Origin of the sequence: Motiliproteus sp. (assembly GCF_965230735.1) — a bacterium.
GTDB lineage: Bacteria > Pseudomonadota > Gammaproteobacteria > Pseudomonadales > Balneatricaceae > Motiliproteus.
Genome location: NZ_OZ246016.1, coordinates 2,859,652 through 2,883,328, shown reverse-complemented (window position 1 = coordinate 2,883,328; position 23,677 = coordinate 2,859,652). Strand labels below are relative to the sequence as shown.

Genomic DNA, 23,677 nt, shown 5'->3' with positions numbered 1-23,677 from the left:
CGTTATTGATTTAGATTAATGGGCTCGGGTTCGACGCCAACGTTAGAGGCTCTGTATGACATCGCGATGACAACTTTGCTTTCCATGGTAACCTGTTCGAATTCAGTCGGTTAGATTGTAATCAGATTGGATCGAACGGACAGTGAATGTTGTGTCGATTCGGCGGTCTGATTAGTCATGGCCCTGATAATGAGGGCCATACTAAGCTTTTTAAGGAATCCCCAGGCGGGGCAAAGCGGCGGCGCACGATGGAAAAGAAACCCCTGGCATCACGAATCGGAAAATCGATGCTGATCCTGTTCTGGCTCGGTTTGCTGGCGTTGCTGACGTTCGGATTTGAGCACTGGCAACAAAAACTGTTCAACCCCAACAGTAGTCCGCAAAGTGCCAGGATCGGTAACCTCATAGAGGTTCCGCTGAAAGGGAATCGTCAGGGCCACTATCTGGTTAACGGGGCGATTAACGGTCGGCCGGTCACCTTTTTGATCGATACCGGTGCAACCTACGTCGCGATCCCTGCCGAACTGCAGCAGGAGCTTGGGCTGACGCCGGGTAGAAAACAGTTGGTGATGACGGCTAATGGCAGCGCCACCGCCTATCAAACCCAGCTGGACACGGTGTCTATTGGAGAGATCAAACTAGGGGATGTGCGCGCGGCGTTGGTGCCGAATATGCCGGGACGGCAGGTGCTGTTGGGTATGAGCGTATTGAAGGAGATTGAGTTTGTGCAGCGTGCAGATACCCTGACACTGAGACAGTACCAATAAGCCTGGGGCGTTTGATTGGGCTTGTACTGCCAGGCGCGGGGCTGACGTGTGACCTGAAGATCCCGGACCGGACGGCCCGGGAATAGTGTTAGATCAGGCGGGTTCGCTTAGCAGTTGATCAACGACAGGAATTCGCTGCGCGTCGCCTGGTTGCTACGGAACAGGCCGGTCATCATCGAGGTTTTCATTACCCCGTTCTGTTTTTCGACGCCGCGCATCATCATGCACATGTGCTTGGCTTCGATGACCACACCAACACCGGCAGCGCCGGTCACTTCCATGATGCTGTCAGCGATCTGCTTGGTCATGTTTTCCTGAATCTGCAACCGACGAGCATACATATCGACGATACGGGCGATCTTGGACAGACCGATCACCTTGCCGGACGGAATATAGGCGACGTGGGCTTTGCCGATAAAGGGCAGCAGGTGGTGCTCGCACAGCGAGTACAGCTCGATGTCTTTGACCAGCACCATTTCGGAGTTGTCGGACTCGAACAGAGCACCGTTGACGACTTCATCGAGGGTCTGCTGGTAGCCGCGGGTCAGGTATTTGAACGCTTTGGCGGCACGTTCGGGGGTGTCCTGCAGACCGTCACGCTGGAGGTCTTCACCACAGGCTTCGATGATGTTGGCAAATGCGTCTTTCATGGAAAAATCGACCGACAAAAAAGGGCGTAACTTACGCGTTTAGTAGGATTAGGTAAAGCTTTTTGAGCGGGTTGGTAACAGTTTAGTCCCGGTTTCGTTTCAAGAGTACATAGAGTGCTCCGGTGCCGCCATCCTGGGGCTGGGCCGAAACGAAGGCCAGTACCTGAGGCAGCTGACGTAGCCAGTCGTTGACGTAGGACTTGATGATCGGCGGGGTGCCGTCTTCGGTCAGGGCTTTGCCGTGGACGATGATCACGCAGCGGAGCTCTTTACGCTGGGCATCCCTAAGGAAATGACTTAGTTCATCGCGGGCCTGATCGATGCTGTAACCGTGTAGATCCAGTCCCTGCTGCCACGGGATATGGCCCTTACGCAGCTTCTTCATTAGGCTCAACTGTACTCCGTCGCGGGCGTAGATCAGATCCTGCTCCGAATCGACCAGCTGCTTGATCTCATCGCTGAGGCCATCGACCAGCGGGTTCTGCTGCTGTTGGGCTGCCTGGCGACGATACTCGGCACTGCGATCCTGTCGAGCTGCGCCCTTGGGCTTCAGGTCGGCCCGATCGTTATTGTGTCGGACCAGCCCCTTCATCTCGCCCCCCATCAGGGACATGAAATCGTCGTCTTGTTGATTATCGCTATCGTTGTGATCGGACATGGCTGGTCTTGCGTGTCGTTCGAGAGGCTTAAGTCAGGATGCGGTTTTAAATTGCCGAGGGACTCTATTTTATCGTCGGACAGATTAAAAGTGCATTGTTGTTTGCCCGTTGCCCGTTGCCCGTTGCCCGTTGCCCGTTGCGCGGACGCTGATCTATCGCCTCCGAGATTTAACTTTGTGCGGTCGCAATCACCCGTTGTTCAATGGCGCCGAACAACGACTGTCCGTTTTGATCGGTCATCTCGATCCGAACCCGATCTCCGTCACCAAGAAACGGGGTGCTGGGCTGTCCCTGTTCAATGGTTTCGTACATCCGCAGTTCGGCCAGGCAGCAGTAACCGACACCGCCATTAGCCACGCTGGAACCCCAGAGCCCCTGTTGTTTGTTGGAAACGGTACCGGAGCCGAGCAGGGTGCCAGCACCCAGAGCCCGTGTTTTGCAGCAGTGGGCCAACAACTGTGCGAAATTGAAATTCATGTCGACACCGGCATCGGGATAACCGAACGGCTGGTCGTTGAGCCAGACTCGGAGCGGCAGATTGAGTTTGGCGTCTTGCCAGTGCGGCGCCAGTTCATCCGGCGTCAGCACCACTGGCGCAAAAGCACTGGCGGGTTTGGACTGATAGAAGCCGAAGCCCTTTGCCAGCTCGTTGGGGATCAGGTTGCGCAACGACACATCGTTGACCAGCGTCAGTAGCGCAATGGCGGATTCGCACTGGTTGGGGGTTGCTCCCTGATCCAGATCGGTGGTGATCACCACCACTTCGGCTTCGAAATCGATTCCCCAACGGGGATCGCCGATTATCGGTGCCGTTGGCCCGAGCAGAATGTCGGAGCCGCCTTGGTAGATCAGTGGATCCTGCTCGAAGGAGGGCGGCATCTCGGCGCCACGCGCTTTGCGAACCAAGGCGACATGGTTGAGGTAGGCCGAACCATCGGCCCAGTGGTAGGCCCTGGGTAGCGGAGCGCCGCAACATTCAGGATCAAAGGCTTCACCGGCCGCTGGATCCTGCTCGAATTCGGCAAAGCGGCGTTGAAGTGCCGGCTCCAATCGCTGCCAGCTATCCAATGCCGCCTGCAGGGTTGGGGCGATCTCCGGCACCGGCTGTGCACGGGTTAGATCTCGGCTGACCATCACCAGCTGGCCATCGCGGCCCAGGCTGTTTCCGTTGGCATCCTTAATCAGCGTGGCGAGTTTCATGGGGGACTCCCGGGCTCTGACGGCGGTTGAACCTATCCGGTTGGTATCAGAACCGGAATGACGTTTTGGATTGTCTAAAATAACTGTAGTCGAACCCTGAAAATGTTCGAAATATTGGCCAGGCGGACAATCATGAAACTCTATTCGTATTGGCGATCCTCGGCGGCCTACCGGGTGCGGATCGCCCTGAATTTGAAACAGCTCGACTATCAATTGGTGCCGGTTCATCTGCTGAAAAACGGCGGGGAGCAGTTCGGCGAGCACTACCATCGGCTTAATCCGCAGCATCGACTACCGGCGCTACAGCTCGACGACGGGTGGGTGCTGACTCAGTCGTTGGCGATTATCGAGTACCTGGATGAACGTTATCCGGAGCCGCCGTTACTCCCGCAATCTGCTGAAGGGCGGGCCTGGGTTCGATCGCTGGCGCAACTGATCGGCTGCGATATCCATCCGTTGAATAACTTGCGGGTGCTGCGTTACCTGAGCGATTGGGGCGGGCATGACAGTGACCAGAATGCGCACTGGTACCGACACTGGTTGCAGCTGGGGCTGGGCGAGTTTGACGCCATGCTGACGCGGGCGCCGCAGAATTGGTGCTCGAAGGGACGGTTCTGTGTGGGGGATTCGGTCAGCCTGGCCGACCTGTTGTTGATTCCTCAGCTCTATAACGCCCATCGCTATGAGCTGGACTTGTCGTCGTTGCCTCGGTTGCTGGAGATCGAACAGCACTGCATGTCGTTGGAGGCTTTTCACCAGGCGGCACCGGAGCAGCAACCCGATGCCGCCTGACGGGGTTGGGTAGCCGAACTGCCTGGACGGCTTGTGCTCTAACCCTACAGAGGGCTGGCTTGCGAGGTGCAATGGGACAGCGCTGCGTTAGTGCTGTGCAAATGTTTTAGAGCCGGATCGACGGGCAAGCGGGCAAGACTAGGAGGGCTTCGTTTTGATCGAACTGAAACAGATCCACCATGTGGCTTATCGCTGCAACGATGCCAAAGAGACGGTGGCTTTCTACCAGCAAACCCTGGGAATGGAGTTTCTGGTGGCCATCGCCGAGGACCGGGTTCCTTCAACCAAAGAGCCGGACCCCTACATGCACGTTTTTCTGGATGCCGGTCAGGGCAATATTCTGGCGTTTTTCGAACTGCCGACCCAGCCGCCCATGGGGCGCGACCCGAACACCCCGGCCTGGTGCCAGCACATCGCCTTTGAAGTGGGCGATGAGACCGCATTGCTGGCGGCCAAAACCGAGTTGGAGCAGCAAGGACTGGAGGTGCTGGGGCCGGTCGAGCACGGCATTATCCGCTCGATCTATTTCTTCGATCCCAATGGCCATCGATTGGAGCTGACCTGCCGCACCGGCACCCAAGAACAGCTGGATGAACTCAAACGGGTCGCGCCCTTGATGCTTGAGGAGTGGTCGCAGACTAAGAAGGCACCCCGACACGCCCAGTGGCTGCATCAGCAGGAGTTTGAGTAAAGCGATCTATTAACGAAACGCGGGTTTTGAATTGATAACCGGGGTTGGAACACAGGAGAGCACAACATGACTGAACTTTGGGAAAACCCGATGGGTACCGACGGGTTCGAATTTGTCGAGTACAGCTCCGCCGATCCACAGCAACTGGCCCGACTGTTTGAGCAGCTGGGCTTTACCGCTATCGCTCAGCATCGCAGCAAGGCGGTGACGCTCTATCGGCAGGGAGATATCAATTTTATTCTGAACGCAGAGCATCAAGGTCAACCGGCTCGCTTCAGCCTGCGTCACGGCCCCAGTGCCAATGCGATCGCATTCCGAGTCAAGGACGCGGCCAAGGCGATCGAGCAACTGACCCAGCAGGGACTGCGGACGGTTGAGTCCGGTGCCGGACCGATGGAGCTCTGTATTCCGGCCATTGAGGGAATCGGGGGATCGTTGATCTATCTGGTGGATCGTTACGGTGACCGAGGGGATATTTATGATATCGATTTCGTCCCGATCGACGGGGTCGATCAGCATCCGGTTGGCGCCGGACTGACGTTGATTGACCACCTGACCCATAATGTCGAGCGCGGCCATATGGACCTATGGGCCAGCTTCTATCAGCAGTATTTTAACTTCCGCCAGATCCGCTATTTCGATATCAAAGGAAAACTGACCGGCCTGCATTCACGGGCGATGACCAGTCCCTGCGGCAAGATCCGGATTCCGATCAATGAATCCAGCGACGATCAGAGTCAGATCGCCGAGTATCTGCGTCAACACAACGGTGAGGGTATTCAGCATATCGCCCTGGCCAGTGATGATATCTACGCCAGCGTCGAGCAGCTGCGCGCCCGCGGAGTCAGTTTTATGGACACGCCGGATACCTATTTCGCAGCCATTGATAGCCGTCTGCCGGGGCATGGTGAAGACCTGGAACGGCTGCGGCGTAACCGGATACTGATCGACGGCGAAGCCTTGGATAAGATCGATGAGGATCTGTTGCTGCAGATCTTCACCGATACGGTGATCGGACCGATCTTCTTCGAGATTATCCAGCGTAAGGGCAATCAGGGATTCGGCGAGGGCAATTTCCAGGCATTGTTTGATTCGATCGAGCTGGATCAGCTGCGTCGGGGCGTGATCGCGGAGAAATGATCCACCCAACCCTGCCGGCTGTCAGTGCGCCTATCAACTGGCCTTGACCGGCTCAAACAACGGCGCCAACAAACCTCGCTGTTGCGCTTTGGCAACATCGTCGAGCAGATTGCGTCTGGCCAGTTGCCAGAGCGTGTCCAGATTGTTGATGACGAAGTAGATCGGCTGCAGGATATCGATACGATAAGGGGTCCGCAGTACGGTCTGCAGATCAAAGTCCTGGTGGATAGGCCGAGCTTCGGGGTCGGGATGCGGTTGCTCCAGGCAGTAGAGGGTCTCGGCATGGGATGACAGGATGCCGCCGCCGTAGATACGGATGCCGTCGTCGGTACGGATTAGACCAAACTCCACCGTCAGCCAGTATAACCGGGCCAGAAAGGCACGCTGTTGCGGGTTAGCCTTGGCGCCGAGACGACCGTAGGTTTGGGTGAATTCGGCAAAGCGGGGGTGGGTCAACATCGGGCAGTGACCGAAGATCTCGTGGTAGATGTCCGGTTCCTGTAGGTAGTCGATCTCGTCGGCCCGGCGAATAAAGGTTGCCACCGGAAAGCGCTGATTGGCCAGCAACTCGAAGAACTTGTCGAACGAGATCAGTGCCGGCACCGGGCTGACCTGCCAGCCGCTGCAGCGTTCCAGCACCCGGTTGACCTCCGGTAGCTGAGGAATGCGGTCGACCGGCAGCTGCAACCGCTCCAGACCGTCGAGGTATTCGGGACAGGCGCGACCGGGAAGAATCGGCAGTTGCCGTTCCATCAACTGCTGCCAGGTGCGGTTCTCTTCATCCGGATAATCGATCAGGCCGTGCCGATCCGGTTGGCGGGCCCGGTAAGTCGAAGCAGATTTCATCACAGGCTCCTACTGACCTCGGGTTCCAGTACGGGTGACTTAAGTTTAGACCGAGCGAGGTCGAGGTGTTCCGTCGTGGGGTGCTTATGACCTCTGAGCGAATGGCGATTTGGTATCGGATTCATTAAGATAGTGCCCCTTTGAAATGCGGGCGCTGAGCGGCTGCGAAGTGTAATTGCGGTAACCGACTATGAGTGCCAACGATCCGGCCATCCAGGAACTTCACAGCCTGCGGGATTTTATCCGTCTCGGCGTCAGCCGTTTTCAGCGTGCCGGTCTCTATTACGGTCACGGTACCGATAACGCCTGGGACGAGGCCGTGCAGCTGGTGTTGTTTGCGGCCGGTCTGCCTTGGGACGTCAGTCGCGAAGCGCTGGATGCCCGACTGCTCAATAGCGAGAAACAGCAGCTGTTGGATCTGTTCCAGCGCCGCATTAACGAGCGGGTGCCGGCTCCCTATCTGATCGGAGAAGCCTGGTTCTGCGGTATGCCGTTCAATGTCGATAAGCGGGTGCTGGTGCCGCGCTCGCCGATCGCGCAGCTGATCCAGCAGGGGTTTGCGCCCTGGCTCGATGGGGTTGAGGTCGAGCGAGTGCTGGACCTGTGTACCGGCAGCGGCTGTATCGGTCTGGCCTGCTCGCAGCTGTTTGAACAGGCACAGGTGGATCTGCTGGATCTGTCGGACGATGCACTGGCGGTCTGTCGCAGCAATATTGAACGCCATGGATTGCAGTCCCGTGCCCGGGCGCTGCAGTCGGATCTGTTTGATACACTGGAGCCGAAGCAGCAGTACCAATTGATCGTCAGCAATCCGCCCTACGTGGACCAGCAGGATTTTGCATCGATGCCGGCCGAGTACCAGCATGAGCCCGAACTGGGGTTGGTGTCCGGAACCGACGGGTTGGATATCTGCTATCGAATCCTGGCCCAGGCCGGTGACTATCTGAGCGATGACGGTCTGTTGGTGGTTGAGGTGGGCAACTCGGAAGTGGCGTTGCGCCAGCAGTTGCCCGAAGCACCCTTTATCTGGGCCGAACTGCCCGAAGGCGGTAACGGGATTTTCATGATCACCGCCTATGACCTGAGACAGCTGGCCGCAACCCTGGAGCCGGTCACGGGTCGTTAACCTATTATCGAATTTGTTTTTGACCGCTTTCAGCGGCAATCGGAGTAAAAGATGTCTGGCAACAGTATCGGTAAACTTTTCACCGTCACCACCTTCGGCGAGAGCCATGGCCTGGCCTTGGGCTGCATCGTCGATGGCTGTCCTCCCTGGATTGAATTGACCGAGGCTGACCTGCAGGCCGACCTGGACCGCCGCAAGCCCGGTACTTCGCGCCACACGACCCAGCGTCGCGAAGCCGACGAAGTGAAAATCCTGTCGGGTGTGTTCGAGGGCAAGACCACCGGAACACCGATCGGGTTGTTGATCGAAAATACCGATCAGCGCTCCAAGGACTACTCCAATATCAAGGACACCTTCCGTCCGGCCCATGCCGATTACGTCTATCAGCAGAAGTACGGTATCCGTGATTACCGTGGTGGTGGCCGCTCGTCGGCCCGTGAAACCGCGATGCGGGTAGCCGCCGGGGCGATCGCCAAGAAGGCCTTGGCCGGGCTGGGCGTTCAGGTCCGTGGTTTCCTGTCACAGCTGGGTCCGATCAAGGTCGAGTCCCACGATTGGAATCAGGTGCATCAAAACCCTTTCTTCTGTCCCGACGCCGCCAAGGTGAAGGAGATGGAAGACTACATGGATGCACTGCGCAAAGAGGGCAACTCGATCGGCGCCAAGATCTCGGTGGTCGCCTCCGGCGTGCCGGTTGGCTTGGGTGAACCGATCTTCGACCGACTCGATGCCGAGCTGGCCCACTCGCTGATGAGCATCAACGCCGTTAAGGGTGTAGAGATCGGCGACGGCTTTGCCGTGGTCGAGCAGAAGGGCACTGAGCATCGTGACGAGATGACGCCGGAAGGCTTCCTGTCGAACCATGCCGGCGGTGTGCTGGGCGGTATCTCCAGTGGTCAGGATATCGTCGCCCATCTGGCGTTGAAACCAACCTCCAGTCTGCGTCTGCCGGGACGCAGCATCGACAGTAATGGTCAGCCGATTGAGGTGGTGACCCAGGGACGTCATGACCCCTGTGTCGGTATCCGCGCAACGCCGATCGCCGAGGCGATGATGGCGATCACGCTGCTGGATCACCTGCTGCGCCATCGGGGCCAGAATGCGGACGTAAACGCCGACGTGCCGGTTATTCCTGCCCAGGCCTGATCTTCGGAGGTCGTATGTCGCTGCCGCGTGCGGACTACTGGCGCCTGTCGACCTTCTATCTGTTCTACTTCGCCATGCTCGGCGCGATCGCGCCGTATTGGGGCCTGTTTCTTCAATCTGAAGGCTTCGATGAGGTCGCCATCGGCACGCTGATGGCGGTGCTGATGGGTACCCGCATTGTCGCGCCGAATCTCTGGGGCTGGCTGGCCGATCGCACCGGTCAGCGCTTACGTATCATTCGTACCGGTGCACTGATGACCTTGGTGGTGTTCAGCGCCGCCTTCTGGGCCGAAGGGTTCTGGCCGTGGCTGTTGCTGATCTTTGCATTCAGCTTCTTCTGGAATGCGGTGCTGCCGCAGTTCGAGGTCATCACCTTGCATGCGCTGGGGACCCAGCGCCATAGCTACAGCCGAATCCGGTTATGGGGTTCGATCGGTTTCATCCTGACCGTGGTCGGGTTGGGCTGGGTATTTGATCGGATCTCGATTGCTGCGCTGGTACCGATTCTGTGGGGGCTGATGTTGCTGGTGTGGTTGTCGGCGCTCTGGGTTCGGCCTATTGAACCGTCGCAGCAACCGGAGAGTCTTGATAGTCATGGCTTCTGGCCGATCCTGCGTCGCCCTGAGGTACTGAGTTTCTTTATCGTCTGCCTGCTGATTCAACTTAGCCACGGGCCCTATTACAGCTTCTACTCGATCTATATGAGCGAGCAGGGCTACGACAAGAGTCAGATTGGTTTGCTGTGGGCGTTGGGCGTGGTGGCTGAGGTGTTGCTGTTTGTGGTGATGCCGCAACTGCTGCGCTGGACCGGGCTGGCGCTGATGGTGCAGCTGGGTATGTTGACCTGTGCTCTGCGCTGGACGCTGATCGCGCTGTTTCCGGATCAGCTTTGGATTCTACTGTTGGCGCAATGTCTTCACGCAGTAACCTTCGGTTGTCTTCATGCCGCTGGAATTGCATTGGTGCAACGCTTTTTCCCGCCTCGAATTCAAGGACAGGGTCAGGCGCTTTACAGCAGTTTCGGTTTCGGTGTCGGAGGTGCGTTGGGGGCATTCGGCAGCGGCCTGGTTTGGCATCAATACGGTGGAGAAGTGATGTTTGCGTTTGCTGCGGGCGCGGCATTAATAGGTTGGTTAGTGGCCTGGCGATGGATTCGCTTGCCGGAAGAAGCACCGGACTTTTCGGGGTGACATTGGAGATCCTGGGCATGTATTTGTCAGTGCTTTGATTCTAAAGAGATAAATTATTTTTTGTTGCTATCCTTAAAACTGGGTCTTCAAGTTTTTTCTGCTGTATTGGTCAGACCTAAAGATTGGTATAAGATTAAAGCAGGTGCACAAAAAAGCCCTCAAGGAGCCTGTCTATGAAATTCAGAATCGATCTGGATATAACTCCCGAAGAGCTTCGGCGTGTGCTGGGCTGGCCTGATGTTCAGGAGTTGCAGCAGGAGATGCTGGCCAAGGTTAGAGAAAATATCGAGTCCGAAGGCTTTGACCCGACGTCCATGATGAAACTCTATACCGGCGGTTCGATTGAACCGATGCAGCGGCTGCTGATGCAATTGATGAGCGGCTACAACCCTTTTGATGGCAAAACTGACAACTCAACCGAGAACAAAAAAGACAAAGGCTGAGCCTTCCGGGCCGGCTGGTTAACAGAGGAAATGTAAGCTTGAGAATTCTGCGCAAATATACCAACCGCCGTCTCTACGACACTTCCCGTAGTTGTTACATCACCCTAGACGATGTTCGCGAGCTGGTGCTCGAAAACGTCCCCTTCCAGGTCCAGGATTCCAAAACCGGTAAGGATCTGACCCGTAATATTCTGTTGCAGATTATCAGTGAGCAGGAAGGCGAAGGCTCCGGTATGCTGACCAATCAGGTCCTGCAGCAATTGATCCGTTTCTATGGCGACAGCATGGCCGGCATGATGGGCCAGTATCTGGAGCAAAGTATCAGTGTATTTCTGGCGCAACAGGATCGAATCCGTGCCCAGATGGAATCGATGATCGACGCCACCAACCCGCTGAAGATGATGAACACCATCGCTGGCAGCAATATGGCGATGTGGAACATGTTCACCCCGGGTTCTGAAGAGGAGGCCAAGGCCGCCCAGGCTGCCGTCGATCCAAAATCCGCTGCAAAAGGCAGTAACGATAAAGAGGATAAGTCGGGCGCTTGAGTCAGACTCAAAACCTTGAATTAAAGCCCTTGTTGAGACCATCGCAAGGGCTTTTTTGTGCGTGTTGGAATCAACCGGGTGAGCGGCGGGGTGGATTAGCCTTGCTCAAGTAACCATTGGCAAACAAGGTCCGGCAGCTGTTGCTGTGCGTGCCGACCGACAAAAACGCCGATATGGCCGCCGCTGAGTTCGTGCTCTTGATACTGTTGGCTGCCGGTCAATGAGCCCAGGGCGCGCGATGCCGCCGGCGGGACCAGATGGTCCCGGGCAGCGAAAATGTTAAGCAGCGGTCCCTGGTAGTTTTTTAATTCGACGGTCTCGTCGCCGATCTGGAGTCCGCCGTTGACGAAGCGGTTGTTCTGGTAGAACTTGTCGACGAATTCGCAGCAGGCGGTTCCTGCCAGGTCGGGACTGTCATTGATCCAGCGCTCCATCCGCAGGAAGTTCTGCGCCGCTTCCGGGCTACCGAGTTGGGTCGGCATACTCAATTCTTTCAGCAGCCCTAGTCGCATTGGCATCAGCGCTTTGTAGATCTGGGTCAGCATCCCGCCATCGATATTGCCGTTAGCCTGGCGGGCCAGATTGAGATCAACCCGATTAGCCAGATAGCCGAGCAGATTATCGTCGGTATGAAAATCCACCGGGGTGACCAGTGTCGTGAGACTCTGGATTCGATCCGGATTGATGGCGCTGTAGCAGAGGCTGAAAGCGCCACCTTGGCAGACACCGAGCAGGTTGGGTCGATCAACACCGGCATGGAGGTTGACCTGTTCGACACAGTTGTCGATATAGCCGTTGATGTAATCATCCAGATCCAGATAAGCATCGGTGCTGACCGGATAACCCCAGTCGATCAGATAGACCGGTTGTCCGCGGCTGGTGAGGGCTCGGATCAGAGAGCGATCTGGCTGCAGATCAAGAATATAGGGGCGGTTGACCAGTGCGTAGACGATCAGCAGTGGGCGACGCTTGCTTTGAATCGGGTTGCCGGCCTGATCTTTGGCTGGATTGTCGAGGGCCGGGTAGTAGAGTAGTCGCAATCGGTCTTCGGTGTAGATGCACTGGTGCTCGGTCTGACCCACCTCAACGGCCTCAAGATGCTGCAGGGTCTGAATTCCGTCCACCAGATTGATGGCGCGTTGTTGCAGCTCGTCGAGCAGTTGTTCAGGGTTCAGCTTGATCCGGCTCATTGGTCGGCATCACCGTTGGCGGCATCAAGTTGAGTTTGTAGCTGTGTCAGCAGGTGCTGCTGCTCAAGGAGCTGTTGCTCGATCTTGCGTTGGCGACGCTCGGCCTTCTTGTGGGCTTTACGGAGCTGGTGATGTTGTTGCAGCAGCTGATCGTAATCCTGTTGTGGAACCAGCCCAAAGGTGCGGTATTCGTGTTGCCAGTACTCACGGATCAGGCACTGCATCAGCAGCGTGGCGTTGGTCAGCTCGCCATAGATGCGCTGGTAGTCCTGATGCTCGAGTTTTTCCTTGTAGCTGACTTCGTAGCAGTCGACCCAGATCTGATGCAGTACCGATAAGCTTTCGGGTGGCTCGACGGCGTTCTTGAGCTGTTCGATCATCCGGTCGGTGGTTTGTTGGTTGATCAGATGGTGCTGTTCGATGTACAGCCGCAGTGCATCCTGGAAACGAGTCAGTCCCTGCAGCAGTTTTGCAGCCTGTTGTTGCTGGCGTTCGGCGTTGCGGTTGAGACTGTCGTGCAGAAACGGAAAGCTGCTGAACTGTTGCGGCGACAGCCCCATCTGCTGCAGTAGCTGTTGAAGCGGCGCGGGCAGCTGGGTTTGTTGGTAAAACGCCCCGTCGGCTTGGGTCTGCAGATGGGCGCTGAGTGCCTTGACCAGCTGCTCCAGATTATCCGGTTGGTCGCTCTGCTGCAGCGATTGCAGCAGCCGCTCGCCGTAATCACTGAAACCCTTGGCCTGGCGGATCATCGCTTCGGTCAGCTCGGCGCTCTGGCCGTTGAGTTGGCGGCCCTGGTCGAACAGCGTCTGCCAGTCGGCAGCCGGTTGTGGCTCATCACCCAGCAAACCACGCCAATGAGCCTGCTGCTGCTCCAGCCATTGGTTGAGTTGATCCAGGTTACTCGGGTTCACAGTTGGCTCCGGCCGACGGGTGCGGGTTATTCCTTCAATGTTACCGGGCAAGCCGGTGATATCAAAACCTTAATTAACCGCCGTGCCGGTTCATACTGTGACGATTCAGGGTTTCGATGAAGGCTTCGGCGGCATTGGAAAGGGTCCGATCGCGGTGATAGATCAGGCCGAGCGGTCGCCGAATCTGGTTGTCGGTCAACGCCAGGCGATGTAGTTGTGGGTCGAGCAGGGTCTCGGGTAGCAGGCTCCAACCCAGACCGATACTGACCATCATCCGGATGGTGTCGAGGTTGTTGGTGGAGATCCCCAGTTGTAGTTGAAGTTGCTGCTCGGCAAAGCGTTGTTCGACCAGTGCGCGGGTGAAGGTGTTGTGGCTGGGCAGAATGGCACGGTGGTTGGTCAGGTCCTGCAGCGAGATCGAAGCCATCGTTGCCAGCGGATGGTCGGCAGCGCAGCAGTAACAAAGTTCATCCTCCCAACTGGTTGAGGCGCAGATTTTCGGATCCGGGTCGGGGGCCAGGGTGATAACGGCCAACTCAACCTCGCCGCTCAGCACCGCATCGTAAGCGACTTCCGATTCCAGAAAGCGCAGGTCCAGTTCGACCTCGGCATAGCGTCGATGGAACGAGCGTAGTACCGGCGGCAGTCGGTGCAGGCTGATATGGTGGCTGGTGGCCAGCGAGAGCTTGCCATCGATCCGTCCGTCACGGTTGGACAACAGTCGGCGGGTATCTTCCAGCTCCAATAAAATGGAACGCGCACGGGGAAGCAGCAATCGGCCTGGCTCGGTCAGGCTGACTTTGCGACCGATGCGATCGAACAGGCGACAGCCGAGCTGTTGTTCCAGGTTGGCGATCCGTTTGCTGATCGCCGGCTGGGTCAAAAACAACCGTTCCGCCGCGATCGAAAAGGATTCATCCTCGGCCACGCTGACAAAGGCTTTGAGGCTGTGGGCGTCCATCTAAATAGTATTCCTTGTTGGAATGATTTGAATAGAAAAAATGAATTTGTGTTATTTATAAGCGGCTTTTACCATGGCTGCAAATAAACGCGCGCTGTAGGGTTTTTTAACTGTCAGATGCGCGATGAATAAGACTGAATCAGTCGGCCGAGATGACTTCGGGATGACTGTGAGATGAGAAAAGGAGGCCCACCATGGCGGGTAAGACGCTTTATGACAAACTCTGGGATGACCATTTGGTTCGTCAGCAGGAAGACGGTAGTGCGCTGATCTATATCGATCGTCAGCTGCTGCACGAGGTGACCTCGCCGCAGGCATTTGAAGGTCTGCGTCTGGCCGGTCGTCAGCCCTGGCGTCTGGATGCCAACCTGGCAACGCCGGATCATAACGTGCCGACCACCGTGGCCGAGCGTAAGATCGGTGTCGACGGTATCGAGGATCCGGTCTCCAAGATTCAGGTCACCACCCTGGACAGCAACTGCGATGAGTTCGGTATCACCGAGTTCAAGATGCAGGATATCCGTCAGGGAATCGTTCACGTGGTCGGCCCGGAGCAGGGGGCAACCTTGCCGGGTATGACCGTGGTCTGCGGCGATTCCCATACCGCGACCCATGGTGCCTTCGGTGCACTGGCCCACGGTATCGGTACCTCCGAGGTTGAGCATGTGCTGGCTACTCAGTGCCTGATCGCCAAGAAGATGAAGAACATGCTGGTTCGGGTCGATGGCCAGCTCGGTAAAGGCGTGACCGCCAAAGACGTGGTGTTGGCGATCATCGGTAAGATCGGTACTGCCGGCGGCACCGGTTGTGCGATCGAATTCGGCGGCGAGGCGATTCAGAGTCTGTCGATGGAAGGTCGGATGACGGTCTGTAACATGGCGATCGAAGCCGGTGCCCGTGTCGGTCTGGTGGCGGTCGATCAGGCCACTATCGACTATGTCGAGGGGCGTCCGTTCGCACCCAAGGGCGCGGATTGGGATAAGGCAGTTGAGGCCTGGAAGCAACTTCATAGCGATGCCGATGCGCAATTCGACGAAGTCGTGGTGCTGGATGGCGCCGAGATCGAGCCGCAGGTGACCTGGGGAACCTCGCCCGAGATGGTAGTGGGCGTTGCGGCCCAGGTGCCGGACCCGGCCCAGGAAACCGATCCGGTCAAGCAGCAGGGAATCGAGCGCGCGCTGGAGTATATGGGGTTGAGTGCCAACCAGGCGATCACCGATATCCAGCTGGATCGGGTCTTTATCGGTTCGTGCACCAATTCGCGGATCGAAGACCTGCGAGAGGCGGCCGAAGTGGTCAAAGGCCGCAAGGTCGCTGCCAGCCTGAAACAGGCGCTGGTGGTGCCGGGCTCCGGTCTGGTCAAGCAGCAGGCCGAAGCGGAAGGTCTGGATAAGATCTTCGTCGAGGCGGGACTGGAGTGGCGTGAGCCAGGCTGCTCCATGTGTCTAGCGATGAACGCCGACAAGCTGGGCCAGGGGGAGCACTGCGCTTCCACCTCGAACCGTAATTTTGAAGGTCGCCAGGGCTTTGGCGGTCGTACCCATCTGGTCAGCCCGGCGATGGCCGCGGCAGCAGCAGTGGCCGGGCACTTTGTCGATGTGCGCGAGATGCTGGACTAACCGGAAACTGGGGGGAGAAAACTAACATGCAGAAATTTACACAACATCAGGGCATCGCGGCCCCGCTCGATCGGGCCAATATCGATACCGATATGATCATCCCGAAGCAGTTCCTGAAATCGATCAAGCGTTCCGGCTTTGGTCCGAACCTGTTTGATGAACTGCGCTATCTGGATGAAGGCAAGCCCGATCAGGATTGCAGTGGCCGTCCGTTGAACCCGGATTTTGTTCTGAACCAGGCGCGCTATCAGGGTTGTTCGATCCTGCTGGCCCGTGAAAACTTCGGTTGCGGCTCCAGCCGTGAGCACGCGCCCTGGGCGCTGGATGATTTCGGAATTCGTGCGGTGATTGCGCCGAGTTTTGCCGACATCTTCTTCAATAACTGCTTCAAGAACGGCTTGTTGCCGATCGTGCTGCCGGAAGAGCAGGTCGATGCGCTGTTCAATGAAGTGGAAGCCAACGAGGGCGCGACCCTGCAGATCGACCTGGAGCGTCAGGTGGTGATCCGCGGTAATGGCGAGGAACTGGCGTTTGAGATTGACGAGTTCCGCAAGCATTGTCTGCTCAATGGTCTGGACGATATTGGCTTGACCCTGCAGCATGCGGATTCAATTCGTGACTATGAAGCCCAGCGCAAGCAGCAGGCGCCCTGGCTGTTTGGTTGATCGATAGATTGTTTGGATAATCAGCCGCTGTTGCGTGCTTAGGAGAACAACGAATGACAAAGAAGATTTTGATCCTGCCCGGTGATGGAATCGGGCCGGAGATCGTCAGCGAAGCGGTTGCTGTGCTGGAAGAGATCAAGGATAAGCTGGGGCTGGCGTTCGAGTTGGACGAGGCACTGTTGGGTGGTTCGGCAATCGATGCGACCGGCGTGCCGCTACCGGATGAAACCCTGGAAAAGGCCAAAGCCAGCGATGCGATCCTGCTGGGCGCGGTCGGTGGTCCGAAGTGGGACGAGCTGGATACCGCGATCCGTCCCGAGAAGGGGCTGCTGGGGATTCGTTCGCAGCTGGATCTGTTCGGCAATCTGCGCCCGGCAATCCTTTACCCGCAGCTGGCCGACGCCTCATCGCTGAAGCCGGAGATCGTTGCCGGCCTGGATATTCTGATTGTTCGTGAGCTGACCGGCGGCATCTACTTCGGTCAGCCCCGTGGCGTACGTACGCTGGAGAACGGTGAGCGCGAAGGTTACAACACCTACGTCTACAGCGAGTCCGAGATCCGCCGTATCGCCAAGGTCGCATTTGAGTCGGCTCGCAAGCGTGGTAAAAAAGTCTGCTCGGTCGACAAGGCTAACGTGCTGGAAGTCACCGTGCTCTGGCGCGAGATTCTCGATGAGGTGGGCAAAGACTACCCGGATGTCGAATTGAGCCACATGTACGTCGATAATGCCGCGATGCAGCTGGTTCGGGCGCCGAAACAGTTCGATGTGATGGTTACCGGCAACATGTTCGGTGATATCCTATCCGATGCGGCGGCGATGCTGACCGGTTCCATCGGTATGCTGCCGTCGGCGTCGCTGAATGAAAGTGGCCAGGGCATGTACGAGCCTTGTCATGGCTCGGCGCCGGATATTGCCGGCCAGGGTATTGCCAATCCGTTGGCCACGATCCTGTCGGCGGCGATGATGCTGCGTTATTCACTGGCTGAAGTGGAAGCGGCAGATTTGATTGAAAAAGCGGTCAGTAACGTCCTTGATCAAGGGTTGCGTACTGCCGATATCTATTCCGATGGGATGCAGAAGGTTTCCACCCGTGAAATGGGTGAGGCCGTGGTTGCCGCTTTGCGGGCTCTGTAATCACCGTCATTGACGCCTATGTCTGACGAGTAGGCGTCAGGAATTATCTGCGTTGGCAGATACAGAACGGGTGCTCGGCTGGAGTGCCCGAATTATTGTTAGTTTGCGTTCTTGATTGGGCGCACCAAGAGAGATGAAACACCATGATGCGTGTAGGTTTTGTTGGCTGGCGAGGTATGGTTGGTTCCGTACTGATGCAGCGTATGCAAGAGGAGCGGGATTTCGATCTGATCGATCCTGTGTTCTTTACCACTTCCCAGGTTGGCCAGAACGGCCCGACCATTGGCAAAGAGATTCCGACGCTTAAAGACGCTACCGACATTACCGAGCTGGCAGCCATGGACGTCATCATCTCCTGCCAGGGCGGTGACTACACCAAGGCTGTTTATCCGGGCCTGCGTGAGTCCGGCTGGAAGGGTCACTGGATCGATGCGGCTTCTTCGCTGCGGATGGTCGACGAGAGTGTGATCGTACTGGATCCGGTTAACGGACAGCAGATCCGCGACAAGCTGGCCAACGGCGGCAACCTCTGGGTTGGCGGTAACTGCACCGTCAGCTTGATGCTGATGGGTCTGGGTGGCCTGTTCGAAGCCGGCCTGGTCGAGTGGTTGTCTTCGATGACCTATCAGGCGGCATCCGGTGGCGGTGCCAAGCACATGCGTGAGCTGGTTAACCAGATGGGCCAAATCAACGCGGCGGTGGCCGACAAACTGGCGGATCCGGCCAGTGCGATCCTGGATATTGATCGCGATGTGGCTGCGATGATCCGTAGCGACGAGCTTAGCACCGATAACTTCGGTGTTCCGTTGGCGGGCAGTCTGATCCCGTGGATCGATACCCAGCTGGAAAATGGCCAGAGCCGTGAAGAGTGGAAAGGCCAGGCTGAAACCAACAAGATCCTGGGTGCCGGCTCTGGTAGCAAGAGCTTGATTCCGGTAGACGGCACCTGTGTCCGCATCGGTTCCATGCGTTGCCACTCGCAGGCTTTCACCATCAAGCTGACCAAGGATGTGCCGGTTGATGAGATCGAGCAGATGCTGGCTGAGCACAATGACTGGGTCAAGGTCGTGCCGAATGACCGCGATCAGACCATGCGTGACCTGACGCCGGCGGCTATCACCGGCACCATGACTGTACCGGTCGGTCGTCTGCGCAAGCTCAACATGGGGCCTGAGTACCTCAACGCCTTCTCGGTCGGTGATCAGCTGCTGTGGGGTGCTGCAGAACCGCTTCGCCGGATGCTGCGTATCATCCTAGAAGACTAAGATCACCCGTCTTCAAAACGGCCGCCTACTATCTACCCGATAGTGCGGCCGTTTTTTTATGCACTTTATTTGTCCTTTGGCTGATATTTGACCAAAGGTTTGATCTTGGTTGCCGATAGGGTGTTGTAATACGGCGACTTTGATTGATTCAAAAGGGTGTTTGACTAATACTCTTAAACCAATCAGCTTGATCATTGGAATAGCCGGGGTAGTAACGCTGGCGGCGTCTGAAGTTTAGTTGTTATGTTCGGCCGGATATCTCGGAGTTAGGGGAAGGATAATTATGTTGCGTAAATGCGCGATCAGTCTTGCAGTAATCGGCGCACTGAGTGCGACCCAGGCCAATGCGTTGGGACTCGGTGAGGTCAAGGTCAGTTCGGCGCTGAATCAGCCCCTGAAAGCTGAGATTGATCTGCTTCAGTTGCGTGGCCTTAATGCTTCTCAAATTATCACCGGCTTGGCAGACGCCGATGACTTCTTCCTGGCCGGCGTCAAGCCGACGGCGGTATTGTCGGATCTGAATTTCAAACTCGATATCAAGGGTGGCCAGGGCCGAATTATTCTGACCACCAACGAACCGATCCGTGAGCCCTTCCTGAACTTCCTGATCGAAGTCAACTGGCCCAGTGGGCGTCTGGTGCGCGAGTACACCGTGTTGCTGGATCCGCCGGTTTTTACAGCGGGGGACCTGGCTCCCCGTAACCAGCCAGTCGCTCCGGTATCCCAGCCAAAGCCGATGGCCAAGGCGGTGAAGCAGGGGCAGACCGTCAAGCCTGCTTCTTCGGCGCCGGCGGCGACCATGACGGCGGGGCCCGGCACCTACTATGTCAAGAATGACGACACCCTGTGGCAGATTGCCTTACGTACCCGTCCGGATAAAAGCATTTCGCCGCAGCAGATGATGATGGCGATTCAGCGCGCCAATCCCGATGCTTTCTACAACAACAATATCAATCGGCTTAAATCCGGTGTGGTGCTGGAGATTCCTGGAAAGCAGGAGATCCTCGGTGTCGGACACAGCGAGTCGATGAAAGAGGTTAAGCGGCAGAACAGCACCTGGAAAGGGGAACCGGCGACCGCCGCGAAGCCCGAGGCGGAAAAGCTTGATGCCGCCAAGCAGGAGATGGCACCAGCCGGCAAAACCAGTGAGCAAGATGCCCAGCTCCGAATTGTCAGCAAACCGGTAGAGGAAACGGCTGAGCCGAAAGAGACGATGGCCGAGCCGATGGCGACCGCCAGCTCTGAAACCGAAACGGCGCCGGAACTGAGTCCCGACCAAGACCTGGCTGAAGAGCTGGCCGCCAAGAATGAAGAGCTCGAAGAGCAGCTGGTCGTCACCCTTGAGGGGCTCGAGAAGGTCGAGCGTGATAATACCGAGATGTTTGACCGTCTCGATCAGCTTTCACAGCAGATGGAATCGCTGCAGCGGTTGGTCGAACTGAAAGATCAGCAGCTGGCTGAGCTTCAGGGGCAGCTGGCTCAGAAGCAGGCTGAACAAGCGCCGGTAGCACCCACGCCAGCGCCCAGCGCTGGTTCCGATCTGCCGTTGCCGTTGAGCTGGATTGCCGGCATCGGTGCCGGTGTCCTGGCTCTGTTGGGCGGACTGTTGGTCTTTATGCGTAAACGCCGCGAAGATCAGGAGGTCGAGGAGGCGCTGGTAGTCCTGAATGAACAGGAAGCGATGCAGCAGCAGTTGTCGGAAGAACAGCCGGCCGAAGCGGTTGAGGACGCGGTTGCTGAAGCGGCAGCGGTCGCCACGATGGACGAGGTGGCGCTGGATGATAACGAGCTGGATCAGTTGGATACGACCGAAGATCCGGACGATCCGTTCAACATGGCCGCCGGCGATGGTCTGGCGGACGAGTTGGATACGGTTTCTACCGAAGAGCTCGATAACGTTCTGGGAGATGACCTTGATCTGGACATGGATCTGAAACTCGATGAGCCGATCGAGGAAGATCCGGAGATGGCCGCCTTCTCCAACTCGCTGCTTGATGATGATGAATATGACCTCTCTACCGGCATCGACGAAGATGAACCGTCGATGGCTGAGCAGCCCGCTGCCGAGCAGGAACTCGACATGGGCGATGACATCGATACCGACCTGGATGCGCTGTTGGGCGAAGGTGATGACGGTATCGATTTCGGTGAACTCGACATGGGGCAAGAGTCAGGCGGTGCCGACGATGAGTTGGCGGCTATGGCGGAGCCGGAAGATTTTGAAGTAGAACTGCCGGAGTCGTCTGACGAGGAGGCTTTGGCACCGCTGGAGTCTTCCAGTGAGCTGGATGCGTTGTTGGGCGAGGATGATACGGATCTGCCGGCTTTCGATTCCGACGATCTGGATGAGTTCGAAGTGAAGCCGGTCAACGATCAGGTGGATCTCGTCGGTGATGAAGACGACGATGAAATCCCTGATGACGATACCCTGGATGCGTTGTTGGGGCAGGCGGATGCCGGTGATGACTCCGACGAGCCGGGAGCGGCAAAGTTGGCACCTGAATCAACCCAGCTGGATGAGGCGCTGGAATTTGATTCGATTGATGATCTGGATGACGTCGAGCTGGGTGGCACCCCGATGGAAGCCGATCCGGACGAAGTTCAACTGGAATCACTGCAGGTTGATGACCTTCCTGATCAGCAGATGGGAATCGAGGAGCAGGTCGGCAGCGATGAGGCGGAGTTTGTTCTTGATGATGAGCCGTCTGACGACACCACGTTGGATCTGGCCGATGTCGATCCGGATGGCGATGCGCTGGCTTTTGATCTGGAAGATGAGACCGACGATGCGCTGAGCCTGGATGTGGATGAGCCGGCTAAGGTTCCGGCCGATCTGGGAGAACCGCAGGCCGAAGTGTCGGTCAGCACGTTAACGCTCGAAGATGATCTGGATGAAGCCGGTGAAGACGAGCTTGAGGCCGAGCTTGAGCAGATGCTGGAGTCCGAAGATAACGCCGTCTCGCTGGAAGAGACCGAGTTGGACGCTGAGTCGACGGAGATCAACTATCTCGACGAAGCCGATGAAGTGGGGACCAAGCTTGATCTGGCGCGTGCCTATATCGATATGGACGACGTCGATGGTGCTCGCGATATCCTGCAGGAAGTTATCGGTGAGGGCAGTCCTGAACAGGCTGCCGAAGCGCAGAAATTGTTGGAGAACCTAAGCACCTAATGAGTAAGTTGCTTGACTTGGAGGCGGCCGTTGAGCCGCCTCTTTTTCGTTATGCCCTTTGTGTTGAGTATGACGGCAGCGGCTACCACGGCTGGCAAAGCCAGCCCGGCGATGTCAAAAGCGTTCAAGGCTGTGTTGAGAAAGGTCTGTCTAAGGTCGCCAATGAGCCGGTTAAGGTGGTCTGTGCCGGGCGTACCGATGCCGGAGTCCACGGCTGCTATCAGATCATCCACTTCGATACCCATGCGGTGCGGGATGAGCGGGCCTGGGTGTTGGGTACCAATACCAACATGCCATACGACATCAATATTCGTTGGGCGAAGCGGGTTTCCGAAGACTTTCATGCGCGCTTCTCCGCCCTCGAGCGTCGCTATCGCTATGTGATCTACAACGCACCGGTGATGCCGGCGCTGCTCAACCGTCAGCTGAGTTGGACCCATAAACCGCTGGATGAGGAGCGGATGCAGCAGGCGGGTAATTTCCTGATCGGTGAGCATGACTTCAACGCCTACCGGGCCGTTGGCTGTCAGGCCCACAGCCCGGTACGGGAGGTGCGGCAGCTGGATGTGACCCGTCATGGCCAGCTGATCGTGATCGACGTGCGGGCCAACGCCTTCCTGCATCATATGATTCGAAATATCGCCGGGGTGCTGATGAAGATCGGTGCAGGTGAGGCCGAACCGGAATGGGCGCGAGAGGTGCTTGAGAGCCGTGATCGGCGCCAGGGCGGGGTCACTGCACCACCGTTTGGGCTCTATTTTGTCGATGCGAAATATCCGCAAGAGCACCAGTTGCCGGCATCTGAGCTGGGCCCGCTGTTTTTGCCCCAATTGGGAGCGTTATAAGTCTAAAGCTTGGGCTGGCGCGGTTCCCTTAGCAACAGCCCATCTGATACTATTTCCGCTTTGTTATTGGGAAGGAACATCGTGAGAACCCGGATCAAAATTTGCGGTCTTACTGAGGCCGACAATGCACGACGGGTTGCTGCGTTAGGGGCCGATACCATTGGTCTGGTGTTTTACCCTCCCAGCCCCCGTGCGGTGAGTATTGAGCAGGCTCGGCTGATCTGTCAGGCGTTGCCGCCATTTGTCACGGTAACGGCGCTGTTTGTCGATGAAACGCCCGAGCGTGTCAGCCAGATACTGCAGCAGGTGCCGGTTGATCTGTTGCAGTTCCATGGTGATGAATCGCCCTCGTACTGCCAGCAATTCAGCAAACCCTATATCAAGGCGGTAAGGGTCCGGCCGGCTGTGGATCTGCCCGAATTGGCACGACAGTACGCCAGCAGCCAGGGCTTGCTGCTGGATGCTTATAAACCGGGTGTTCCGGGTGGCACCGGTGAGAGCTTTGATTGGCAGTTGATAACCCCGGATTTGCCGTTGCCGGTGATCCTGGCCGGCGGGTTAGACCCGAACAATGTGGCCGATGCGGTGAATCGTGTCAGCCCTTATGCCGTCGATGTCAGCGGTGGGGTGGAAGCCTCGAAAGGCATTAAAGATATTGAATTAGTTGAACGTTTTATTGAAGAGGTGGCTCGTGCCGACAGAAGTTGATACCCAG

At 57.1% G+C, this 23,677-nt stretch carries 23 protein-coding genes; 16 read left to right on the top strand and 7 right to left on the bottom strand.

Features of this window, described 5'->3' with window-relative positions; genetic code table 11:
- Positions 1-248 precede the first annotated feature (248 nt).
- Positions 249-767, top strand: coding sequence for a retropepsin-like aspartic protease family protein (locus ACO05M_RS13290; RefSeq protein WP_421863693.1), 519 nt, complete (start codon positions 249-251; stop codon positions 765-767).
- 107 nt (positions 768-874) lie between these two features.
- On the opposite strand, the gene folE is transcribed toward ACO05M_RS13290, so the two are convergent.
- The 3 genes from folE to ACO05M_RS13275 form a co-directional block, all read right to left on the bottom strand.
- Positions 875-1,417, bottom strand: a complete 543-nt coding sequence (gene folE / locus ACO05M_RS13285) for a GTP cyclohydrolase I FolE (RefSeq protein ID WP_421863690.1) — start codon at positions 1,415-1,417, stop codon at positions 875-877.
- An 82-nt stretch (positions 1,418-1,499) separates the two neighbouring features.
- Positions 1,500-2,075 carry a Smr/MutS family protein gene (locus tag ACO05M_RS13280; RefSeq protein ID WP_421863687.1) on the bottom strand — a complete coding sequence of 192 codons (576 nt, stop codon included), beginning with the start codon at positions 2,073-2,075 and terminating at the stop codon, positions 1,500-1,502.
- Between the two features lie 169 nt (positions 2,076-2,244).
- Positions 2,245-3,276: a fumarylacetoacetate hydrolase family protein gene (locus ACO05M_RS13275; protein ID WP_421863685.1), complete on the bottom strand. Its 1,032-nt coding sequence runs from the start codon at positions 3,274-3,276 to the stop codon at positions 2,245-2,247.
- Positions 3,277-3,408: 132 nt separating this feature from the next.
- Here ACO05M_RS13275 and maiA point away from each other — a divergent pair, with 132 nt between their 5' ends.
- The 3 genes from maiA (at position 3,409) to hppD (ending at position 5,899) form a co-directional block, all read left to right on the top strand.
- Positions 3,409-4,068, top strand: coding sequence for a maleylacetoacetate isomerase (gene maiA, locus ACO05M_RS13270; protein WP_421863682.1), 660 nt, complete (start codon positions 3,409-3,411; stop codon positions 4,066-4,068).
- Positions 4,069-4,222: 154 nt separating this feature from the next.
- Positions 4,223-4,759, top strand: a complete 537-nt coding sequence (locus ACO05M_RS13265) for a VOC family protein (RefSeq protein WP_421863679.1) — start codon at positions 4,223-4,225, stop codon at positions 4,757-4,759.
- Between the two features lie 66 nt (positions 4,760-4,825).
- Positions 4,826-5,899: a 4-hydroxyphenylpyruvate dioxygenase gene (gene hppD, locus ACO05M_RS13260; RefSeq protein ID WP_421863677.1), complete on the top strand. Its 1,074-nt coding sequence runs from the start codon at positions 4,826-4,828 to the stop codon at positions 5,897-5,899.
- A 33-nt stretch (positions 5,900-5,932) separates the two neighbouring features.
- On the opposite strand, the gene phhA is transcribed toward hppD, so the two are convergent.
- Positions 5,933-6,745 carry a phenylalanine 4-monooxygenase gene (gene phhA, locus ACO05M_RS13255; RefSeq protein WP_421863674.1) on the bottom strand — a complete coding sequence of 271 codons (813 nt, stop codon included), beginning with the start codon at positions 6,743-6,745 and terminating at the stop codon, positions 5,933-5,935.
- Between the two features lie 190 nt (positions 6,746-6,935).
- Here phhA and prmB point away from each other — a divergent pair, with 190 nt between their 5' ends.
- The 5 genes from prmB to phaR all read left to right on the top strand — a co-directional run bounded on the left by prmB (position 6,936) and on the right by phaR (position 11,198).
- A complete protein-coding gene (gene prmB / locus ACO05M_RS13250; protein ID WP_421863671.1) occupies positions 6,936-7,871 on the top strand; it encodes a 50S ribosomal protein L3 N(5)-glutamine methyltransferase in 936 nt (311 codons plus the stop codon).
- Positions 7,872-7,922: 51 nt separating this feature from the next.
- The gene (gene aroC, locus ACO05M_RS13245; protein WP_421863668.1) at positions 7,923-9,017 is read left to right on the top strand and encodes a chorismate synthase; all 1,095 of its coding nucleotides are present in this window, start codon (positions 7,923-7,925) and stop codon (positions 9,015-9,017) included.
- A 14-nt stretch (positions 9,018-9,031) separates the two neighbouring features.
- Entirely contained in the window at positions 9,032-10,207 is a 1,176-nt protein-coding gene (locus ACO05M_RS13240) for an MFS transporter (RefSeq protein WP_421863665.1), read from the top strand.
- A 173-nt stretch (positions 10,208-10,380) separates the two neighbouring features.
- Positions 10,381-10,650, top strand: coding sequence for a hypothetical protein (locus tag ACO05M_RS13235; RefSeq protein ID WP_421863662.1), 270 nt, complete (start codon positions 10,381-10,383; stop codon positions 10,648-10,650).
- A gap of 38 nt (positions 10,651-10,688) precedes the next feature.
- Positions 10,689-11,198 (top strand): polyhydroxyalkanoate synthesis repressor PhaR, encoded by a 510-nt coding sequence (gene phaR / locus ACO05M_RS13230; RefSeq protein WP_421863659.1) that lies wholly within the window; start codon positions 10,689-10,691, stop codon positions 11,196-11,198.
- Between the two features lie 95 nt (positions 11,199-11,293).
- On the opposite strand, the gene phaC is transcribed toward phaR, so the two are convergent.
- The 3 genes from phaC to ACO05M_RS13215 form a co-directional block, all read right to left on the bottom strand.
- Positions 11,294-12,388, bottom strand: coding sequence for a class III poly(R)-hydroxyalkanoic acid synthase subunit PhaC (gene phaC / locus ACO05M_RS13225; protein ID WP_421863656.1), 1,095 nt, complete (start codon positions 12,386-12,388; stop codon positions 11,294-11,296).
- Complete coding sequence (locus ACO05M_RS13220) at positions 12,385-13,299, bottom strand: poly(R)-hydroxyalkanoic acid synthase subunit PhaE (protein WP_421863653.1); 915 nt, start codon at positions 13,297-13,299, stop codon at positions 12,385-12,387. Before ACO05M_RS13220 ends, phaC begins: the two co-directional genes overlap by 4 nt.
- A gap of 73 nt (positions 13,300-13,372) precedes the next feature.
- On the bottom strand, positions 13,373-14,260 hold the full coding sequence (locus ACO05M_RS13215; RefSeq protein ID WP_421863650.1) for a LysR family transcriptional regulator: 888 nt from the start codon (positions 14,258-14,260) through the stop codon (positions 13,373-13,375).
- 194 nt (positions 14,261-14,454) lie between these two features.
- Here ACO05M_RS13215 and leuC point away from each other — a divergent pair, with 194 nt between their 5' ends.
- The 7 genes from leuC (at position 14,455) to ACO05M_RS13180 (ending at position 23,670) form a co-directional block, all read left to right on the top strand.
- Complete coding sequence (gene leuC / locus ACO05M_RS13210) at positions 14,455-15,879, top strand: 3-isopropylmalate dehydratase large subunit (RefSeq protein WP_421863648.1); 1,425 nt, start codon at positions 14,455-14,457, stop codon at positions 15,877-15,879.
- Positions 15,880-15,905: 26 nt separating this feature from the next.
- Positions 15,906-16,544 (top strand): 3-isopropylmalate dehydratase small subunit, encoded by a 639-nt coding sequence (leuD, locus tag ACO05M_RS13205; RefSeq protein ID WP_421863645.1) that lies wholly within the window; start codon positions 15,906-15,908, stop codon positions 16,542-16,544.
- Positions 16,545-16,597: 53 nt separating this feature from the next.
- Entirely contained in the window at positions 16,598-17,680 is a 1,083-nt protein-coding gene (gene leuB / locus ACO05M_RS13200; protein ID WP_421863642.1) for a 3-isopropylmalate dehydrogenase, read from the top strand.
- A 143-nt stretch (positions 17,681-17,823) separates the two neighbouring features.
- A complete protein-coding gene (gene asd / locus ACO05M_RS13195; protein WP_421863639.1) occupies positions 17,824-18,945 on the top strand; it encodes an aspartate-semialdehyde dehydrogenase in 1,122 nt (373 codons plus the stop codon).
- 283 nt (positions 18,946-19,228) lie between these two features.
- Positions 19,229-22,117 (top strand): FimV/HubP family polar landmark protein, encoded by a 2,889-nt coding sequence (locus ACO05M_RS13190; protein ID WP_421863636.1) that lies wholly within the window; start codon positions 19,229-19,231, stop codon positions 22,115-22,117.
- Positions 22,117-22,962 carry a tRNA pseudouridine(38-40) synthase TruA gene (gene truA / locus ACO05M_RS13185; protein ID WP_421863633.1) on the top strand — a complete coding sequence of 282 codons (846 nt, stop codon included), beginning with the start codon at positions 22,117-22,119 and terminating at the stop codon, positions 22,960-22,962. Before ACO05M_RS13190 ends, truA begins: the two co-directional genes overlap by 1 nt.
- Before the next feature lie 81 nt (positions 22,963-23,043).
- Positions 23,044-23,670: a phosphoribosylanthranilate isomerase gene (locus ACO05M_RS13180; protein WP_421863630.1), complete on the top strand. Its 627-nt coding sequence runs from the start codon at positions 23,044-23,046 to the stop codon at positions 23,668-23,670.
- Positions 23,671-23,677: the final 7 nt, after the last annotated feature.

What these genes read in the sequence shown, in the direction of transcription:
- ACO05M_RS13275 (WP_421863685.1), bottom strand. Translation starts at nt 3,276, where the DNA reads ATGAAACTCGCCACGCTGATTAAGGATGCCAACGGAAACAGCCTGGGC.
- leuC (WP_421863648.1), top strand. Translation starts at nt 14,455, where the DNA reads ATGGCGGGTAAGACGCTTTATGACAAACTCTGGGATGACCATTTGGTT.
- leuD (WP_421863645.1), top strand. Translation starts at nt 15,906, where the DNA reads ATGCAGAAATTTACACAACATCAGGGCATCGCGGCCCCGCTCGATCGG.
- ACO05M_RS13280 (WP_421863687.1), bottom strand. Translation starts at nt 2,075, where the DNA reads ATGTCCGATCACAACGATAGCGATAATCAACAAGACGACGATTTCATG.
- phhA (WP_421863674.1), bottom strand. Translation starts at nt 6,745, where the DNA reads ATGAAATCTGCTTCGACTTACCGGGCCCGCCAACCGGATCGGCACGGC.
- ACO05M_RS13240 (WP_421863665.1), top strand. Translation starts at nt 9,032, where the DNA reads ATGTCGCTGCCGCGTGCGGACTACTGGCGCCTGTCGACCTTCTATCTG.
- leuB (WP_421863642.1), top strand. Translation starts at nt 16,598, where the DNA reads ATGACAAAGAAGATTTTGATCCTGCCCGGTGATGGAATCGGGCCGGAG.
- ACO05M_RS13290 (WP_421863693.1), top strand. Translation starts at nt 249, where the DNA reads ATGGAAAAGAAACCCCTGGCATCACGAATCGGAAAATCGATGCTGATC.
- ACO05M_RS13235 (WP_421863662.1), top strand. Translation starts at nt 10,381, where the DNA reads ATGAAATTCAGAATCGATCTGGATATAACTCCCGAAGAGCTTCGGCGT.
- phaC (WP_421863656.1), bottom strand. Translation starts at nt 12,388, where the DNA reads ATGAGCCGGATCAAGCTGAACCCTGAACAACTGCTCGACGAGCTGCAA.
- prmB (WP_421863671.1), top strand. Translation starts at nt 6,936, where the DNA reads ATGAGTGCCAACGATCCGGCCATCCAGGAACTTCACAGCCTGCGGGAT.
- truA (WP_421863633.1), top strand. Translation starts at nt 22,117, where the DNA reads ATGAGTAAGTTGCTTGACTTGGAGGCGGCCGTTGAGCCGCCTCTTTTT.
- asd (WP_421863639.1), top strand. Translation starts at nt 17,824, where the DNA reads ATGATGCGTGTAGGTTTTGTTGGCTGGCGAGGTATGGTTGGTTCCGTA.
- folE (WP_421863690.1), bottom strand. Translation starts at nt 1,417, where the DNA reads ATGAAAGACGCATTTGCCAACATCATCGAAGCCTGTGGTGAAGACCTC.
- ACO05M_RS13215 (WP_421863650.1), bottom strand. Translation starts at nt 14,260, where the DNA reads ATGGACGCCCACAGCCTCAAAGCCTTTGTCAGCGTGGCCGAGGATGAA.
- maiA (WP_421863682.1), top strand. Translation starts at nt 3,409, where the DNA reads ATGAAACTCTATTCGTATTGGCGATCCTCGGCGGCCTACCGGGTGCGG.
- ACO05M_RS13190 (WP_421863636.1), top strand. Translation starts at nt 19,229, where the DNA reads ATGTTGCGTAAATGCGCGATCAGTCTTGCAGTAATCGGCGCACTGAGT.
- hppD (WP_421863677.1), top strand. Translation starts at nt 4,826, where the DNA reads ATGACTGAACTTTGGGAAAACCCGATGGGTACCGACGGGTTCGAATTT.
- aroC (WP_421863668.1), top strand. Translation starts at nt 7,923, where the DNA reads ATGTCTGGCAACAGTATCGGTAAACTTTTCACCGTCACCACCTTCGGC.